Annotated in this window: 12 protein-coding genes; 4 read left to right on the forward strand and 8 right to left on the reverse strand. The window is 37.1% G+C overall.

Annotated elements, in window-relative coordinates; genetic code table 11:
• Positions 1-227: 227 nt before the first annotated feature.
• Positions 228-2,264 carry a M3 family metallopeptidase gene (locus tag BAZ10_RS06405; protein ID WP_078771361.1) on the reverse strand — a complete coding sequence of 679 codons (2,037 nt, stop codon included), beginning with the start codon at positions 2,262-2,264 and terminating at the stop codon, positions 228-230.
• Positions 2,265-2,356: 92 nt separating this feature from the next.
• Here BAZ10_RS06405 and BAZ10_RS06410 point away from each other — a divergent pair, with 92 nt between their 5' ends.
• Complete coding sequence (locus BAZ10_RS06410) at positions 2,357-2,890, forward strand: SRPBCC family protein (protein WP_078771362.1); 534 nt, start codon at positions 2,357-2,359, stop codon at positions 2,888-2,890.
• Between the two features lie 184 nt (positions 2,891-3,074).
• Here the strand turns inward: BAZ10_RS06410 and BAZ10_RS06415 are convergent, their stop codons facing one another.
• The 6 genes from BAZ10_RS06415 to BAZ10_RS06440 all read right to left on the reverse strand — a co-directional run bounded on the left by BAZ10_RS06415 (position 3,075) and on the right by BAZ10_RS06440 (position 11,355).
• A complete protein-coding gene (locus BAZ10_RS06415) occupies positions 3,075-3,989 on the reverse strand; it encodes a glycerophosphodiester phosphodiesterase family protein (protein ID WP_245803768.1) in 915 nt (304 codons plus the stop codon).
• A gap of 31 nt (positions 3,990-4,020) precedes the next feature.
• Positions 4,021-4,902, reverse strand: coding sequence for a glycerophosphodiester phosphodiesterase family protein (locus BAZ10_RS06420; protein WP_221407372.1), 882 nt, complete (start codon positions 4,900-4,902; stop codon positions 4,021-4,023).
• 17 nt (positions 4,903-4,919) lie between these two features.
• Complete coding sequence (locus BAZ10_RS06425; protein WP_078771364.1) at positions 4,920-6,320, reverse strand: RagB/SusD family nutrient uptake outer membrane protein; 1,401 nt, start codon at positions 6,318-6,320, stop codon at positions 4,920-4,922.
• Positions 6,321-6,342: 22 nt separating this feature from the next.
• Entirely contained in the window at positions 6,343-9,549 is a 3,207-nt protein-coding gene (locus BAZ10_RS06430) for a SusC/RagA family TonB-linked outer membrane protein (protein WP_078771365.1), read from the reverse strand.
• Between the two features lie 84 nt (positions 9,550-9,633).
• Complete coding sequence (locus BAZ10_RS06435; RefSeq protein WP_078771366.1) at positions 9,634-10,452, reverse strand: FecR family protein; 819 nt, start codon at positions 10,450-10,452, stop codon at positions 9,634-9,636.
• A gap of 414 nt (positions 10,453-10,866) precedes the next feature.
• A complete protein-coding gene (locus BAZ10_RS06440; RefSeq protein ID WP_165690094.1) occupies positions 10,867-11,355 on the reverse strand; it encodes an RNA polymerase sigma factor in 489 nt (162 codons plus the stop codon).
• 392 nt (positions 11,356-11,747) lie between these two features.
• Here BAZ10_RS06440 and BAZ10_RS06445 point away from each other — a divergent pair, with 392 nt between their 5' ends.
• Positions 11,748-12,260 carry a nitroreductase family protein gene (locus BAZ10_RS06445; protein ID WP_078771368.1) on the forward strand — a complete coding sequence of 171 codons (513 nt, stop codon included), beginning with the start codon at positions 11,748-11,750 and terminating at the stop codon, positions 12,258-12,260.
• 151 nt (positions 12,261-12,411) lie between these two features.
• Here BAZ10_RS06445 and BAZ10_RS06450 read toward each other — a convergent pair whose 3' ends face one another.
• The gene (locus tag BAZ10_RS06450) at positions 12,412-12,756 is read right to left on the reverse strand and encodes an FEKKY domain-containing protein (RefSeq protein WP_078771369.1); all 345 of its coding nucleotides are present in this window, start codon (positions 12,754-12,756) and stop codon (positions 12,412-12,414) included.
• 147 nt (positions 12,757-12,903) lie between these two features.
• On the opposite strand from BAZ10_RS06450, the gene BAZ10_RS06455 reads away from it, so the two are divergent.
• Both BAZ10_RS06455 and BAZ10_RS06460 read left to right on the forward strand, forming a co-directional pair.
• Entirely contained in the window at positions 12,904-13,293 is a 390-nt protein-coding gene (locus BAZ10_RS06455) for a hypothetical protein (protein ID WP_078771370.1), read from the forward strand.
• Between the two features lie 67 nt (positions 13,294-13,360).
• Positions 13,361-16,516 carry an efflux RND transporter permease subunit gene (locus BAZ10_RS06460; protein ID WP_078771371.1) on the forward strand — a complete coding sequence of 1,052 codons (3,156 nt, stop codon included), beginning with the start codon at positions 13,361-13,363 and terminating at the stop codon, positions 16,514-16,516.
• The last annotated feature ends 1 nt before the right edge of the window (position 16,517 follow it).

A 16,517-nucleotide genomic window follows, 5' to 3' on the forward strand; every position in this document is an offset into this window, starting at 1 on the left:
GGTTTTTAGGGATACTTACAATATGAACCAAAAAAAAGTAAGAATAACAGAAGAAGTAATTCAAAATATTATTAAAAACCAGGAAAGGCTGATTGAGCTGACGGAAATACAAAATGGAATTCTAATTCAAATATTGAAATGTGAGAATTGAGAAGAGTATATATTCGTTATCTAAAAAAATCCCCTTAGAAATCTAAGAGGATTTAATGTATAAGAGTTTTTTATAATTATCCGAATGCTCTTTTTAGCAAGCTTTCTACTTTCGGTTCACTACCACGGAAGTTTTTATACAATTCCATAGGATCTTTAGTTCCTCCCGAAGATAATAATACTTTATATTTTGCTGCTGTTTCCGGATTGAAAATTCCGGTTTCTTTGAAATAAGCAAAAGCATCTGCATCCAGTACCTCTGCCCATTTATAAGAATAATAACCGGAAGCATACCCACCCTGGAATACGTGTGAGAAGCTTGGACTAATTGCTGTCTCCGGATTTACAGGATACAATTGTGTTGCTTTGGTCTGTGCATCTTCAAAAGCTTTTATGTCTGTTACTTCATTAACTTTTATATGATAAGCCATATCCAGTAACCCAAATCCTAACTGACGCAGGGTCTGATAGCCTTCCATAAAGTTTTTAGAGTTCTCAATTTTTTCAATCTTTTCATCGCTTAGTACTTCACCTGTTTGGTAATGTTGCGCGAAAGTCTTTAAGAATTCAGGTTCGTAGCAGAAGTTCTCCAGAAACTGAGAAGGTAATTCTACAAAATCCCATTTTACAGATGTCCCGGAAAGACCAGGATATTGAGTGTTTGCTAATATTCCGTGGATAGCATGTCCAAATTCATGGAATAATGTAGTTACCTCCTGGAATGTTAGTAAACTTGGTGTATCTCCACTTGGCTTGTTGAAATTACATACCACTGAAATATGTGGACGGCTATTTTCTCCATTTTGCTTGTATTGGTTTTTATAGCTTGTCATCCATGCACCGGCACGCTTTCCTTTTCTTGGGAAATAATCCACATACAAAATTGCTTTGTACTGTTGATTGTCAGCCGAACTATCGGAGGTTTCTTTTACTTCATAGGTTCTTACTTCATCGTGATATTTAGGAATGTCTTTTCTTTCTTCAAAAGTAAGCCCAAATAATTGCTTAGCAAGACGGAAAACAGCATCCTGAACTTTTTCCAGAGAAAAATAAGGCTTTAGCTCCTCATCATTCAGATCATATTTTTGCTTTCTTAGTTTCTCAGCATAGAAAGAGTGGTCATGGCTTTGCATATCCTCTATTCCGTCAGCTTTAGCCAGAGCTTTTAATTCTTCTATTTCTTTTTGGCTGTATGGTGTTGCTTTCTCCAGTAATTCATGTAGGAAATTTTCAACCTTTTGTGGTGATTTTGCCATTCTTTCTTCCAATACAAAAGCAGCATAGTTTTCATAACCCAAAAGTTTTGCTTTCTGATCTCTGAGGCTGATAATATCTTTAATCATTTGCTGATTGTCGAATTCTCCACCGTCAAAAGACTTTTTACCATTGGCTAAAGCCAGCTCCTGGCGTAATGCACGATTCTCTGCATATGTCATAAAAGGAACATAGCTAGGATATTGCAGGCTTACTGCCCAGCCATCCAATCCTCTTTCTTTAGCTTCCTCTGCGTATTGTGCGATAATAGCTTCCGGAATTCCGGCAAGATCTTCTTTTTTTGTCAGGTGCTTTACATAAGCATTTGTAGCAGCCAATACATTTTGTCCGAACTGAAGTTGTTTTGTGGATAACTCTATACTAATGTTTTTTAGCTTTTCTTTATCCTCCTCATTCAGTAAGGCACCATTTCTTACAAAACCTTTGTAGGTTTCATTCAGTAAAGTTTGTTGTTCTTCATTCAGCTCATAGTTTGCCTTTTCGTCGTATACTTTTTTAATACGTTCAAATAACTTTTCATTCTGAGATATTTTAGAGGAGTATTCTGTTATTAAAGGCGAAACCTCCTGTGCAATTTGCTGGATTTCATCGTTGGTCTCGGCAGAATTGAGGTTGAAGAAGATATTGGAAACCACATCCAGTTGTTCTCCTGCATAAGCTAATGCTTCAATAGTATTGGCAAAAGTTGGAGTTTCCGGGTTGTTAGCTATCTGTTCAATTTTTGCTTCGGATTTTTTTATCAGTTCCTGAAATGCAGGAAGGTAATCTGTGTTTTTTATCTGGTCAAAAGGAGCCGTATGAAACGGAGTTTGAAAGGATTCTAATAAAATATTGTTCATTTAAATCTTAAATTTTTAGAGATATAAATTTACAAAATTCGCACCAATAATATTGTTTACCTTTGTTCTTAATAACTATTAAAATCTGAACTATGAAGAAATTTTTTAAAATCATGCTATGGTTTTTTGCTATAGTATTCATTCTTCTTACCGTTACCATGTTTGTATTGGGTAAAAAATACCACTACGAAAAGTCCATTACAATTAATACGGCACCGGATAAGGTATGGCCTCATATCAGCTCTATGAAAGCACTGAATGAATGGAGTCCTTTTATGAAACTTGATCCTAACATGAAAAGAACTTATAGTGGGACTTCCGGAGAGGTTGGAGATTCTTTTACATGGGATAGCAATGTTCGTGATGCCGGGAAAGGAGAGCAAAAGTTATTAGAAATTGTTCCCGGTGAGAGAATTAAAACTGCAATTCATTTTATTAAGCCTAATGAAGGTCAGGCAACTTCTAATATTACACTTACTCCTGAAGGAGCGCAGACTAAAGTAATCTGGAGTCTGGATACAGAAATGAACTACCCTATGAATCTTATGAAACTCTTTATGGATGGATTCATGGATGATGCCTACGGAAGAGGACTTAAGAGTTTAAAAGAAATCATTGAGAAATAAGTCTGTTAAAAGAATCAGACAAAAAAATACCTTATAGGTTTTAAAACCTATAAGGTATATAATTACGAAATTTACGGAAAGTGGCTTAGGGATCTGAAAGAAATCAGAATAAAAATATCTTATAAGCCTCCAAGACCTGTAAGGTATAAAGGTATATAAGTACTGATTTCTGTGAGGATTTTGTTTATTTTCCGTCGTATTTTTTTCCAATTGATCTTAGATAGCGGATCAGACTTTCCGGTCGGTCGGTCTGAATGATATTTGCTCCCTTCCGGATCATCCATCCCCAATGTACATCTGGCTGGTCTTCTGCAAGGTCATCATCGTGTCCTGCACAAAGTTCTGGCCACAGGGCATTGATCCAGATTAATGCTTTTTTACTTCTTATAAGCTTCAGAAGCTGATCAGCCTTTGGTGTATCATCTTTAATAATCACTTCGTAGGCAACAGGATTAAAAATAGCTGAGAAATCATTGATATAGGTTTCCGGATTTACTACCTCATCTCTTTTATAGATGCTATAATCTTCCGGCCATACCATTGGCATGTAGATTATGTTATCCAGCTTGTTACCGATTTCCTTTTTCAGTTCAGATGCCTTTTTATTTCCTTTTAGTATGATCTGCTCTCTGGTTCCAGTCTTGTTAGCGATGGCAAGAACCTCATCCAGATAGTCCCAGGCTTTATCCAGATTGAGCATAATCCTTTTGCCTTTAATAAAATTAAGCATTTCTTCAAGCGTCGGAACTTTCTCGCGCGTCGGCATGGAAGCACCGTTTCGTAAAATAAGAGTTTTCACATAATCTAATGTTACGTCCGATATTTTACCGGTACCATTGGTGGTACGGTCTAGTTTGGGGTCGTGCATAATGATGAGCTGCCCGTCTTTAGTTTTCTGGATATCTATTTCCACAATATCTACACCCATTTTAATAGCGCCTGCAACTGCTTTTATAGAATTTTCAGGATAGTTTCGCCAGTCACCGCGATGGGCAACTACAAGTACTTTATCCTTTGGAAAGGTTTTACTGAAGTAGTTGGTTTGTGAGAAAAAGAACTGGCATAAAAGGAGAGCCAGAACAAAAGTATATTTTGACATTTTTGGTATCATAATTTTTTATTGATAGTGGTTAATAATAAAGTCCTTTTGCTTTTAGAAAGTTAATGAGCTCTTTGGGCCTGTCTGTTTGGATTATATTCACTGCATGATCGGTATACCATTGATAAATATTGGGGTTGTCCAGTACCTTATCATCCTCATGTCCGGCATTGTGATGTGGCCATAAAGAATTTACCCAGACTCTTGCTCCCTTTTTTCGAACTTCTTTAAAGTCGATCAGCCTGGATTCATCGTTTCCTATTGTGAACTCAAATCCATAAACTTTATAATGATCCAGATATTCCTTTATTTTTTGCCAGCCCTCCAGATTATTCAGCCGGATAATAGGCATGTACTTTATATCATTTTTAATGTTACCATACTTTCTGTTGAATTCCGGGTAGGTTTCTGTTCCTTTGAACAAAACCTGATCCAGCATGTTTCTTTGTTTCAGCATGGGATATACAATATTGATATAATCAAAACCTTTATCCAGATTAATAAGGATTTTGTCCTTGGTAATATCCAGTATCTCTTCCAGAGTAGGTATTGGTATTTGTGTTTTACTGCCAAGACCGTCCCGCAAACTAAACTTTCGGATCTCCTCGAGTGTATAATCGGAAACCTGACCTTTTCCTGTGGTAGTCCTGTCAATGGTTTTATCATGCATCAGAACGAGTTTTCCGTCCCTGGTTATTGCCAGATCCAGTTCTACCATATTAATACCTTTTTCAATCGCTTTTTTTACAGCCCATACAGAGTTTTCCGGAGCTTCCCGCCAATCGGCTCTGTGGGCAACAACCATTACTTTGTCTTCCGGAAATCCGGATAAGGAAACTTGTTGTCCCCATACAAATCCGGAAACCAGAAGAAGTAAAATAAATAGTGTGATATTCGAGAATCTATTAGTCATTTTTTGAAATTTTTAAATTAATAACCCGGATTTTGTTTAATGGATGGGTCTGTATTAATTTGTCCTTGTGGAACAGGCATTACCAGATTGTACTGTTGTATCTTCGCAGTGCTGTACCCGGGTGTATTTTGGAAATGCTTTGTCATTACTTCTATGGCTTTGCCAGTTCTTACCAAATCGAACCAGCGATGTCCTTCACCAATTAATTCTTTTCTTCTCTCAGTAGCAATCTCGTCCAGCAGAGTATTTTTATCAGAGATATTAACATTATCCAATCCGGCTCTTGTTTTTATTTTATTCACATAAATATTCGCATTGGTAGTATCACCTGTCTGAGCGTAGCATTCGGCAATCATCAGATAAATTTCGGCAAGTCTTAGTACAACAACATTACTACCGCTGTCTGCGATTACATCAGATGTTTTTACCAGTTTTTTGGTGTAAGGAACTCCACTCGGGGTTAATCCTATATAAGCATCTCTTCGTTTGTCTTTAGACGAATACATATTGTATATCTCCTTAGTAGGCAAATTATGCCCCTTGGCTCCTGGTACAAACCCGGAAGGACTAAACATTTGAAAAGCGCTATTTCCTTCAGAGTTGGCATTGATTCCTGATGCGAACTGAACATCGAAAATAATCTCAGAATTATTTTTGTTGGTTGGTGAAAAAATCTGAGCAACATCGTTTTGTAGACTGTATCCTAAACCTTCTGACTGTTTTAGGTAAGGAATTGCTTCATTGAATTTTCCATTTGTAATCAGAACTTTTGCCAGTATTCCCAATGCTGCACCTTTTGTAGCTCTTCCTTTCTGAGCTGTAGTGGCCGGGAGTAAAGCAATAGCATCTGTAAGCTCTTTCACAATAAATGCATAAATCTCTGTTGTAGCATTTCTGCCTTTACCAAAATAGTTATTAACATTAGTTGTTTCTTCTGTACTTAGTGGGACATCTCCAAAGATCCTTACCAAATCGAAATACATTAGAGCACGCAGAAATTTCATTTCGCCAATTCTGTAGTTTTTAATCTGGCTGTCCATAGCTACAGGGGTTATTCTGTTCAGTACAATATTGGCCTGCTGAATTCCGATATAGTGATCGCGCCATGCCTTTGCTAATAGATCATTTTTAGCCTGTATTGTAAAAAAGTCAAATTCACCATAGGTAAAGCTGTCATTTGCCGGAACTTCATCAAATGTATTATCCGAAGGAATTTCTCCTATAGTAGGCATTGCCAGTTGGTATTGTCCGTCGTATTGCAATGCTCCGTAGGTTGCGTTTACTCCTTGTTCCAGCTGATCAGCATCTTTATAGAAGTTAGTGGTAATTTTAGTACTGTCGGGAAACGTATTCAGAACATCTGACGAACATGATGTCATAAGAAAAGCAAGGACAGCAGCTGATATATTTTTTTTCATGATTGATCTTAAATTTGAAAGTTTAGAATTTCATACTGATACCCAATGAAACCGACCTGGAAACAGGGTAGTACCCGTTATCATATCCTTGTGTAAGTACATTATCTGTCGTTGCATCTATATTTTGTCCTTTATAAGGAGTGATGGTAAACAGGTTATTTCCCATTAAGTATAACTGTATTGCACGGATATTAAGTGTGGACAAAATTTCCTGTGGTACATTGTAAGCCAATTTTACAGATCTTAGCCTCAGGTAATCTGCTTTTTTAAAGAACATACTGGATGTCCTGGCTTCTTTTCTGTTATTAGAGAAATTCATATTTGGCATTGCAAAAAATCCGTTAGGATTAGTTACAGGATTGTATCGGTTATCAAAGTAATATTGACTCGGAACACCAAAACCTTCGCCAGCCTCTCCAATGCTTACCATATCTCCGTTATATACCCGTTTACCTAATTCACTGTATAAAGTGAAATTAAGCTCGAAATTTTTATACCTGAAGTTATTTGTAAAGCCTAAAATATATTTAGGAATTCCGGATCCAAAGCTTTTTTTATCTCTTTCATCAATAATTCCGTCACCATTTAGGTCTTCCATAACGTAATCACCTACAAGAGTTCCGGTAATATGAGGTGTATTGTTTATCTGATCCTGATTTTTGTAAACACCAAGAATATTATAACCATACATTTCGCCGATTGAGCCTCCTACTTTTGTAATTGAAAAATTGTTGGCTCCGGATACGATCTGGCTTTGTCCGTTCGCTAATGCCAGCACCTTGTTTTTGTTTGTGGAAAAGTTGAAAGAACTGTTGTATTCAAAGTCTTTACCTAACTGAATGGGTTTTAACGATAGCTGTAGTTCCAGTCCGTTATTTCTTACCTCACCTATATTCTGAAGGGAAGTACTGTAACCCGACTGCTCAGGAACCGGAACATCCAGTAGTAGGCCTGTTCTGTTCAGAATATAGTAATCTCCCGATACATTCAGATATTTATTGAATAGCGAGAAATCGATTCCGAAGTTGGTAGATTTTGCTTTTTCCCAGGATATATCTGGATTTGGAGCGGTAAAAGCTCTGTATCCCGGTGCTAGAATTCCACTGAATACATAATTTTCCTGCTTCATCAGAGATTTAGCGCCAAAGTTTGGAATTTGATTATTACCATTATTCCCAACACTGAATCTTAGTTTTACAGGATCTATGAATTTATTCTTAGGGAAAAAGCTTTCGTTGCTTAGGTTCCATGCAAAGGAAAAAGCATAGAAATCTCCCCATTTAGAGTTATCCCCAAAGCGGGACGAACCATCGCGTCTGTATGAACCCATTATGGAATAACGGTTTCCATAGCTATAATTCAGTCGGGCAAAATAAGACAGTAATGTCCATTTGTATTCGTTAACAGTTACATTGAAGGAGGATCCGCCTGCAATATTCGTAATGCTATTATCCGGAAAACCTCCTGCCACAGTCTTTACCTGATTGAAATTCTCTTTCTGGAAAGACTGTCCGGCCATAGCGCTAAAGCTATGCTCATTAATTTTTTTATTATAGGTTAGTAAGTTTTCGATGAGGTAGTTTTTACGGATATAATCTGTCCGGGAGGCTGTTGTAACATCAGGAGCCGGAGTTCGGTATGATCCTACAGTAGAAGGATCGAAGAAATTGTATTCGTAACTGGAGTAGTCACCACCTACCGATATTTTATATTTAAAATCTTTTAGAATCTTTAGTTCTGCAAATAGATCTCCGAAGATTCGCAGATTGGTATACCTTCTTTTGGTCATTTCAGCGATGGCAACCGGATTTTCAACCAGAGCGGCATCAGTCGGCGTATTTGCTTTTATTTGTTGAGAGATCAGTAAATTTCCATTGGCATCTCTTGGTGCAAAGAAAGGATACATCGTACTTGCCATTTGCACAACATTATAAGTTCTGCCTCCATCTACCATATCGAAAATATTACCGGATGAGTAGGATGGTGTAACCGATACACCCATCTTCAGATTATTGCTAAGATCTGTAGAGAGGTTGATATTACTGGAATATTTTTCATAATCGGTACCGATAACAATACCTTTCTGGTTAAAATAACTTCCGGTGAATGAGTATCTGGATTTATCACTTCCCCCATTCACATTGAACGTTGTATTGCTTACTGGAGCATCTCTGAAAATAGTGTTGTACCAGTTATTGTTAGTAAGTCCCGGTACACCGTTGAGATAAGGGGTAAGGTAATCCGGAATGAGTTCTCTAAGGCTTGCTCCTTTTGCCTTACGGGTAGCAGTATCATCATTAATGCTTCTGTTAGATCCTTTGGACAGATAATTGTTGTCTCGGGATTCTTTCATAAAAACTGCCATCTGATAAGCATCTACTACTTTGTTATTGCTGGCTACGGATTGAATACCATAATAGGAATCTACAGATACTTCTGTTCTTCCTTTTTTTCCTTGCTTGGTCTGAATCAGGACAACTCCATTAGCTCCTCTGGATCCATAAATAGCTGAAGAAGCAGCATCTTTCAAAATATCAATAGATTCTATGGAAGCCGGATCTATAGAATTGATGTCCGAACCTTCCGACAATGGAAAGCCATCTACTACAATAAGTGGATTAACACCAGCTGTTAATGTACCAATACCTCTGATTCTGATGGTAGGTGAAGAGCCTGGTGTAGCATTGCTTTGCGTTACCTGAACACCTGTAGCCTTTCCGGCAATCATTTCACCAAAATTACTTGAGGCCATTCCGGTAAGATCTTTTGTGCCAAGAGAGGCAATAGACCCTGATACATCTTTTTTCTTCTGAGTACCATAACCAATAAGCACTACTTCATCGATTTTCTTTTCTTTAGCCGATAGCGTGTCTGCTTTAGGTGTGGATAATATTTCTTTTTTGGAAATACTTTTTGTTGCCGTTTTGCGGAGGACTACTGTATTATTCCTTATCTCGTATTCTACAGGATAATGAGTTTTAAGGTAATTTAGTGCCTGTTCCAGAGAAGAGTAGTTAATTGCACTCTCATCTGCATAAATACCTCTGAAATCAGAACTTGAGTAAAAGAAAGAGGTATTAGTGGATTTACTAAGTTTATCAAATACCTTAGCAATAGGAATTTGATTTCCGCTTTTTAGACTGGTGCCGGTTCGGGTGGTCTGCCCGTAATGAACTACGGGAAGTCCGACCGCGACCAATAACGCAATAGATATTGCTGTTTTTTTCATACATTTGACGGTTAATTTATTAGACTTTAGCGAGTTTGTATAATTAATTATGTGCACCGATAACCCCCATTATCGGTGCTTTTTTTATTTTAATTGTATTACATTGTCATTGCTTTTTTCTGGTTTTAGATTAAACGGATAGCCTATCACAGATAATACCTCGTTCAGGTTTCCGGAGAATGATCCTCTTATCTGCTTGTTTTTGTACTGATCCGGATAATCAATTTTTACATGATATACTTCTTCCAACTGGTTGATAACTTTTTCAAATGCTTCATCCTGAAAAGAAAAACTCTTCTTTGCATTCACAGCGTAATAATGAAAGTCCTGATTTTTTGAGTTTTTACTCCAGGTTTCATTAGGAAGCAAATAGGTGATTTTTCCTTTGTAATCAATTTTTACCTTTCCTTCAAATAATTCTACTTTTTGCTCTTCACTGGTTTGATCAAGGAAAAATTTTGTGCCCAGAATCTGCACATGGAAATCGTGCGCATTAATATGGAAAGGCTTTGTCTTGTCTTTGGCAATATCGAATACAGCCTTTCCGGAGAATGTTATATTTCGGTCAGTTTCTCCAAAATCAGCAGCCAATTCAATTTTACTATGAGGTTGTAACGTGATCATACTACCATCCGGTAAGGTTACTTTTTTGCTGTTATTGGTACTGAAGAATATGTTAGTTTCATGTTGAGCTGAAGGCGAGAATTTGAAAAAATAAAGACCAACTCCCAATATAACTACGGCAGCAGCAGCCCAGTATATTTTTCTAATATTTACAGATGGCTTTATTTTACGTTCAATACCCTTCAGGATGCGTTCATCACTCCGGGCATCTAATTGTTGTTTTTCAGTAGAAACTTCTTCCCAATTTCTTTTGAAATCTTCATCTTCAATTTTGTTCATATCTAGTATTACGCAGGAAGTATAAAATCGTCAACCTCCGGAAAGTATTTTTTTGAAAAAAAATGAAAAGACATATAAATGTGATAGTACTAATTGCTTAATAGATAAAGCCTTGGCAAGGCTAATGAGAATTGTAAAGCAATTTTTTTGTGGTTTATAAAAAGAACGTAAAAAATATCAGGATACTTTTCTAAGGTTTAACCACAAAAGGCTCAAAAGGGATGCTGAAATACCACCGCTTTTAGTACACAAAGATTTCACCTAAAGGTAAAATTGTTTCGACCATTTAGACATTAAGAAAATTAAGTTTTCAACGGTTTTTGCTAAACACTTGCGGCTTTACGTTCCCTTAAAAATAGGAGGATAAATAAAAAAGATCTTTGTGATTTTACAGTTTATATAATAAATCCGTTATTAAAAGAAAGAGCTAAGATTGGTTCTGAGAAATAAAAGAACTTTATTCACATGTTTAGCCACCGCATTTTTAGAGATACTGTTTTCCTTAGCAATTTGTGAATAACTTAGCCCGTCTATTTTATGCTTCAGGAAGAAATTTTTGCTTTTCTCAGGAATCAGGTATAGCAAATCCTCAATTTGTTTTATATGACTAACCGGAATATCTTCGTTGCTATCAGCTTTTAATGTATTTGTACATGTATCTTCTTCCAGAGCAGAAAAAGAAAGCTTGTTTTTTCTGTAGAAGTTGGCAATTTCCTGTTTTGCTGTTTTAAAAACTGCAGCACTTAGATTGGTATCATTTAAAGAATGACGATGTTTCCACAGGTGGACGAAAATATCCTGAACTACATCTTCAATATCATCTCTCCCGTGAATATATTTTTTCACGAAAAAAAAGACCTGATGCTTGTATTCGGTGTATATTTTTCTAAATGCTGAATCCACCCTTAATTTCTTTTCACCTCTAAATAAACTATTCGGACAAAAGTATTGAAAACAAAATACCTTTGTTAAATATAGTGTATTAATTATTATTAATAATCCTGTATAGATTTTCTGAATAAATTCATTATCAGGTATTTACATGCATGATGGTTTACTGTAAAAGCAAAGCGTATCAGAGCGAGAAGATGTACATACATACACAGGAATGTGGGTGTTTTGGATAACTTCTGAGCAGAGTGGAATTAACTTTTGCGCATGTTTTTAGGAGTGTCTGTACAAAGGTTTTCTAAATTGAGCAGGACGAGCTTATAACAGTATGAAAATGTCTATTTTTGTGTAGCAAAAAGAGTAATCACTAAGTGTACGATGTTGCCTTAGAAATAAAATAAACGATGAAGACAAACGCAGAAATCTTAGAAGAAATTATAAAATCCAGAAAAAGTGTTTTCCCAAAAGACTATACAACAGAAGCAATTCCACAGGATGTTCTGGGTAAAATACTGGAATCCGCTAATTATGCACCCAGTCACAAAAAAACGAATCCATGGAGATTCAGAATTTTTCAGGGTGTGGAAAAAACAGAATTAGGGGAGACTTTGGCAGAGTTATACAAAGCAACTACTTCTCCGGAAACTTTCCTTGAAAAAAAATATCTGGATATCTCAGATAAAGTTAGCAAAGCCAATACAGTTTTAAGTATTGTTGCTGATTTTAGTGGTAAAGTTCCGGAATGGGAAGAAGTAGCAGCTACTGCTATGGCCGTTCAGAATATGTATCTTATGGCTACCGCCAATAATGTAGGTTGTTACTGGAGCTCTCCGGGTATGATCCATCATGTTGGAGATTATCTTCAGCTAAAAGAAAATGAAAAATGCTTAGGTTTTTTCTATATGGGGATGAAATAGTGATAAGAAACTATACAAGAAAATAGGAGGGAAAGAGTGATCTTTCCCTTTTTTAATTTTGTCATACCTATTAAAATATTTATAATTTCCATAAACTGAATTTTCAAGATATGAGAAAATCAAACCTTGTCATGTTTATTAGTAAAATTAATTAAGGTTTAGTTCCGTATGGTCTAAATCCAAGGTCTTTTTCCCAAGTGTTTCCATATTTTTTGTTGAGGTATTTTATAAGGACTGTGTTATTCTCCTGTGCCTTCTTCGACATGTCAGGAGACACAAGACATCCCATATTGCGGACGCCAATTCCATATTTCTTTTGAAAATTTTGTCCGTCAATGCCTGCAAAACCAAACTGAATAAAAGCAGCAGTTTTGTTTTTATTCAGATCCTGATAATTGGATTCCGTCGCATATGGGGGTGTAGTATCTTTTTTCTGTCCGAAGATATTTCCGGAATATAAAAATACCAGACAGAGCAATATAAACATTCTTTGCATGGTGTATCTTTTACATATATATGACGAACTGATATGGTAAAAGGTTGGAATTCATTCCTAAATTGGAGTTGGACTTATTCTAAATCACGATTTTGATTTTTTTCTTTCCAAAAATTGAAATATTTTTGCACTATAACCTGAGAGGTGATGAGAAAGTATTTTGCGATCATATTACTGATTTTCTATCTTTTTTCTTCCACAGAATTGAGTCAGGTTATAAAACTGCCTATTTTTATCGAGCATTTCAAAGAGCATTCCAAGGCAAATCCTAAGCTTACTTTATTGGGTTTTATCAAGCTTCACTACTTCAATGGTGATCCCGATGCTCCGGATTATGAGACCAATATGAAGCTGCCTTTTAAAAAGCATGATTTTTATTTGGTAACCTCGGTTATTATTCAGGATATACCAAAGGCCTTTAATCTGGATATTAAAGCACCTAGTTTTGAAGAAGGCAAAACAAGAAACTTTTTTTATACTATAGGTGAAATCCCTTCACCGCTATTTTCTATTTTTCAGCCGCCTAAAGTAGCCTAATTTTTAAAGTACACAGCATTCCCACATACAAGGGAATGAATTTTCAACGTTTAAAAATTAGATTTTTATGCTAAATAAAATCATTGAGTTTTCTATAAAAAACAAACTCATTATTGGTCTTATGACCTTGGCATTAGTTATATATGGAGTTATAGAACTTCGTAAACTTCCTATAGATGCTGTGCCGGATATTACAGACAACCAGGTACAGATTATTACAACATCTCCGTCACTGGGGGCACCGGATGTGGAAAGATTTATTACTTTCCCAATAGAACAGGTTTGCCGGAATATTGTAGGTGTAAAACAAATTCGTAGTTTTTCCCGTTTCGGACTTTCCGTAATTACTATTGTTTTCAACGAAGAAACCAATGTATACCTTGCACGCCAGCAGGTTGCTGAGCGGCTTCAACAGGTTTCCCAAGATATACCAAAAGAAATTGGAGTACCTGCAATGGCTCCTATAACCACAGGTTTAGGAGAAATCTATCAGTATGTTGTACGTCCTAAAAAAGGATATGAGCACCGTTATTCGGCAATGGAACTTCGTACAATCCAGGACTGGATCGTAAGAAGACAACTCCTGGGAGTAGATGGTGTAGCAGATGTTGCCAGCTTTGGTGGTGATCTGAAGCAATATGAAATTGCAATAAAGCCGGCACAGCTAAAGGCTGTAGGTGTTACCATGCAACAGCTTTTTACCGCGGTAGAGAACAATAACCAGAATGCAGGTGGAGCCTATATAGAGAAAGGCCCAAATGCTTTGTTTATAAGGACAGAAGGGTTGGCAAAGAATATTTCCGATATAGAGAATATTGTCGTCAGAAATCTGCCCGATGGAACACCGATATTGGTAAAAAATATTGCTGAAGTAAAATTAGGTAAAGCCATAAAATATGGTGCTATGACTTACAACGGCAAAGGAGAGGTAGCCGGAGCTGTTGTGATGATGATGAAAGGAGGAAATTCTAATCAGGTTATCGATAAGATAAAAACCAGAGTAGAAGAAATCCAGAAAACGCTTCCGGAAGGTGTGAAATTAGAAGCCTTTCTGGACAGAACTAAAATGGTGGATAATGCTATTGGGACAGTTTCTAAAAACCTGATTGAAGGTGCACTGATTGTCGTTTTTGTACTGGTTTTGTTCTTAGGGAACTTCCGTGCAGGATTTATTGTTGCTTCTGTTATTCCGTTGGCAATGCTTTTTGCTATTATCATGATGAATATTTTCGGGGTCAGTGGAAACCTGATGAGTCTCGGAGCTCTCGACTTTGGACTTATTGTGGACGGAGCCGTTATTATTGTGGAGGCAGTATTGCACAGGTTACACTCCATTAAAGGAAAAGAAGGTGATAAGATTTCCGGTGAACAAATGAATAAAGAAGTGAAAACTTCCGCCGGAAAAATGATGAACTCCGCGGTATTTGGACAGGTTATTATCCTTATCGTATATCTGCCAATATTATCGCTTCAGGGAATTGAAGGTAAAATGTTCAAGCCTATGGCGCAAACAGTAGCTTTTGCTTTGGTAGGTGCTTTTATTTTGTCACTTACCTATATTCCGATGATGAGCTCTGTATTTCTTTCTAAAAAAATACAGACAAAACCTACATTCTCCGACAGAATGATAGATAAGCTTGTAGGTTTCTATGACAGAAGCCTTACCAAAGTTCTGAAATCCTCAAAAATAGTAATGGCAGTTGTATTGGTACTTTTTGCCCTGGCTGTATTTATATTATCGAGATTAGGCGGCGAGTTTATTCCGAGTCTTCCTGAAGGAGATTTTGCTGTGGAAACAAGAATACTTCCCGGAAGCAGCTTGAAAACTTCTACAGAGGCTGTGCTGAAAAGCCAGCAGATACTGATGAGCAAGTTTCCGGAGATTAAAAAGATTGTTGGGAAAACCGGAAGCAGTGAAATCCCAACGGATCCAATGCCGCTGGATGCCAGCGATATGATGGTAATTCTGAAAGACAGAAAAGAATGGACATCTGCAGACAACTATAGTGACCTGGCCGATAAAATGCAGAAAGAGCTGCAAAAAAATATGGTTGGTGTCACTTACTCTTTCCAGTATCCTGTTGCAATGAGGTTTAACGAGTTAATGACCGGAGCGCGCCAGGATGTGGTCTGTAAGATATTCGGAGAAAATCTGGATACACTGAAAATCTATTCGGAAAAGCTTGCAGCAGTTGTGAATAAAGTGAATGGAGCTCAGAATATTTATGTAGAGCCTGTTTCGGGACTTTCACAGATTGTAGTAAACTATAACAGAAGCGCCTTAGCCCAATATGGATTAAATGTTTCGGATGTGAACAATCTTGTGAATGCTGCTTTTGCCGGAAAAGTGACCGGAGCTGTATTCGAAGGAGAGAAGAAATTCGATATGGTAGTCCGTATGGATAGCGAAGAACGCAAAAAGCTCGAAGACGTACAAAACCTGCTGATTACGACTCCATCCGGAACAGATATTCCACTAAAGAGCGTGGCGGACGTGGATATTAAAGAAAGTGTAAACCAGATTCAGCGGGAAAACGCAGCACGACGGATTATTGTTGGTTTCAATGTACGTAACCGCGATATTCAGTCTACTGTAAATGATCTGCAAAGCAGGGTGAATAAAGAATTAAAACTTCCCGCAGGTTATTCGGTTACCTACGGCGGTAATTTCGAGAATCTTCAGGAAGCAAAAGCCAGATTGGGAATAGCAGTACCTGTATCACTATTATTAATCTTACTGATGCTGTATTTTGCTTTCCGTTCTGTAAAGTATGGACTGATTATTTTTACAGCAATTCCGCTTTCTGCAGTCGGTGGTGTATTTGCCTTATGGCTGCGTGGTATGGATTTCAGTATATCCGCAGGTATAGGCTTTATCGCTCTTTTTGGAGTAGCTGTACTCAATGGAATTGTACTGATTGCTGAATTCAACCGTCAGAAAGCCGAGCATGGAAATCTTAAGGATGTTGTCCTTACAGGAGGGAAAAACAGACTGCGTCCGGTACTGATGACAGCAACTGTTGCTTCATTAGGTTTCCTGCCAATGGCACTAAGTAACGGTGAAGGAGCTGAGGTACAACGACCACTGGCTACAGTGGTAATCGGAGGGCTGATACTGGCAACATTCCTTACACTGTATGTATTGCCGATACTCTATATATTCTTCGAAAAAAGATCATTCAATAAAATAAAAACAGTTTCGGAAACGGAACATAAGATATAAT

The organism is Elizabethkingia occulta (assembly GCF_002023715.1).
GTDB lineage: Bacteria > Bacteroidota > Bacteroidia > Flavobacteriales > Weeksellaceae > Elizabethkingia > Elizabethkingia occulta.

Bases quoted from the DNA above. Each gene is read 5' to 3' on its own strand.
- BAZ10_RS06420 (WP_221407372.1), bottom strand. From the start codon at position 4,902: ATGACTAATAGATTCTCGAATATCACACTATTTATTTTACTTCTTCTG.
- BAZ10_RS06415 (WP_245803768.1), bottom strand. From the start codon at position 3,989: ATGTCAAAATATACTTTTGTTCTGGCTCTCCTTTTATGCCAGTTCTTT.
- BAZ10_RS06435 (WP_078771366.1), bottom strand. From the start codon at position 10,452: ATGAACAAAATTGAAGATGAAGATTTCAAAAGAAATTGGGAAGAAGTT.
- BAZ10_RS06405 (WP_078771361.1), bottom strand. From the start codon at position 2,264: ATGAACAATATTTTATTAGAATCCTTTCAAACTCCGTTTCATACGGCT.
- BAZ10_RS06455 (WP_078771370.1), top strand. From the start codon at position 12,904: ATGAGAAAGTATTTTGCGATCATATTACTGATTTTCTATCTTTTTTCT.
- BAZ10_RS06460 (WP_078771371.1), top strand. From the start codon at position 13,361: ATGCTAAATAAAATCATTGAGTTTTCTATAAAAAACAAACTCATTATT.
- BAZ10_RS06450 (WP_078771369.1), bottom strand. From the start codon at position 12,756: ATGCAAAGAATGTTTATATTGCTCTGTCTGGTATTTTTATATTCCGGA.
- BAZ10_RS06430 (WP_078771365.1), bottom strand. From the start codon at position 9,549: ATGAAAAAAACAGCAATATCTATTGCGTTATTGGTCGCGGTCGGACTT.
- BAZ10_RS06425 (WP_078771364.1), bottom strand. From the start codon at position 6,320: ATGAAAAAAAATATATCAGCTGCTGTCCTTGCTTTTCTTATGACATCA.
- BAZ10_RS06410 (WP_078771362.1), top strand. From the start codon at position 2,357: ATGAAGAAATTTTTTAAAATCATGCTATGGTTTTTTGCTATAGTATTC.
- BAZ10_RS06445 (WP_078771368.1), top strand. From the start codon at position 11,748: ATGAAGACAAACGCAGAAATCTTAGAAGAAATTATAAAATCCAGAAAA.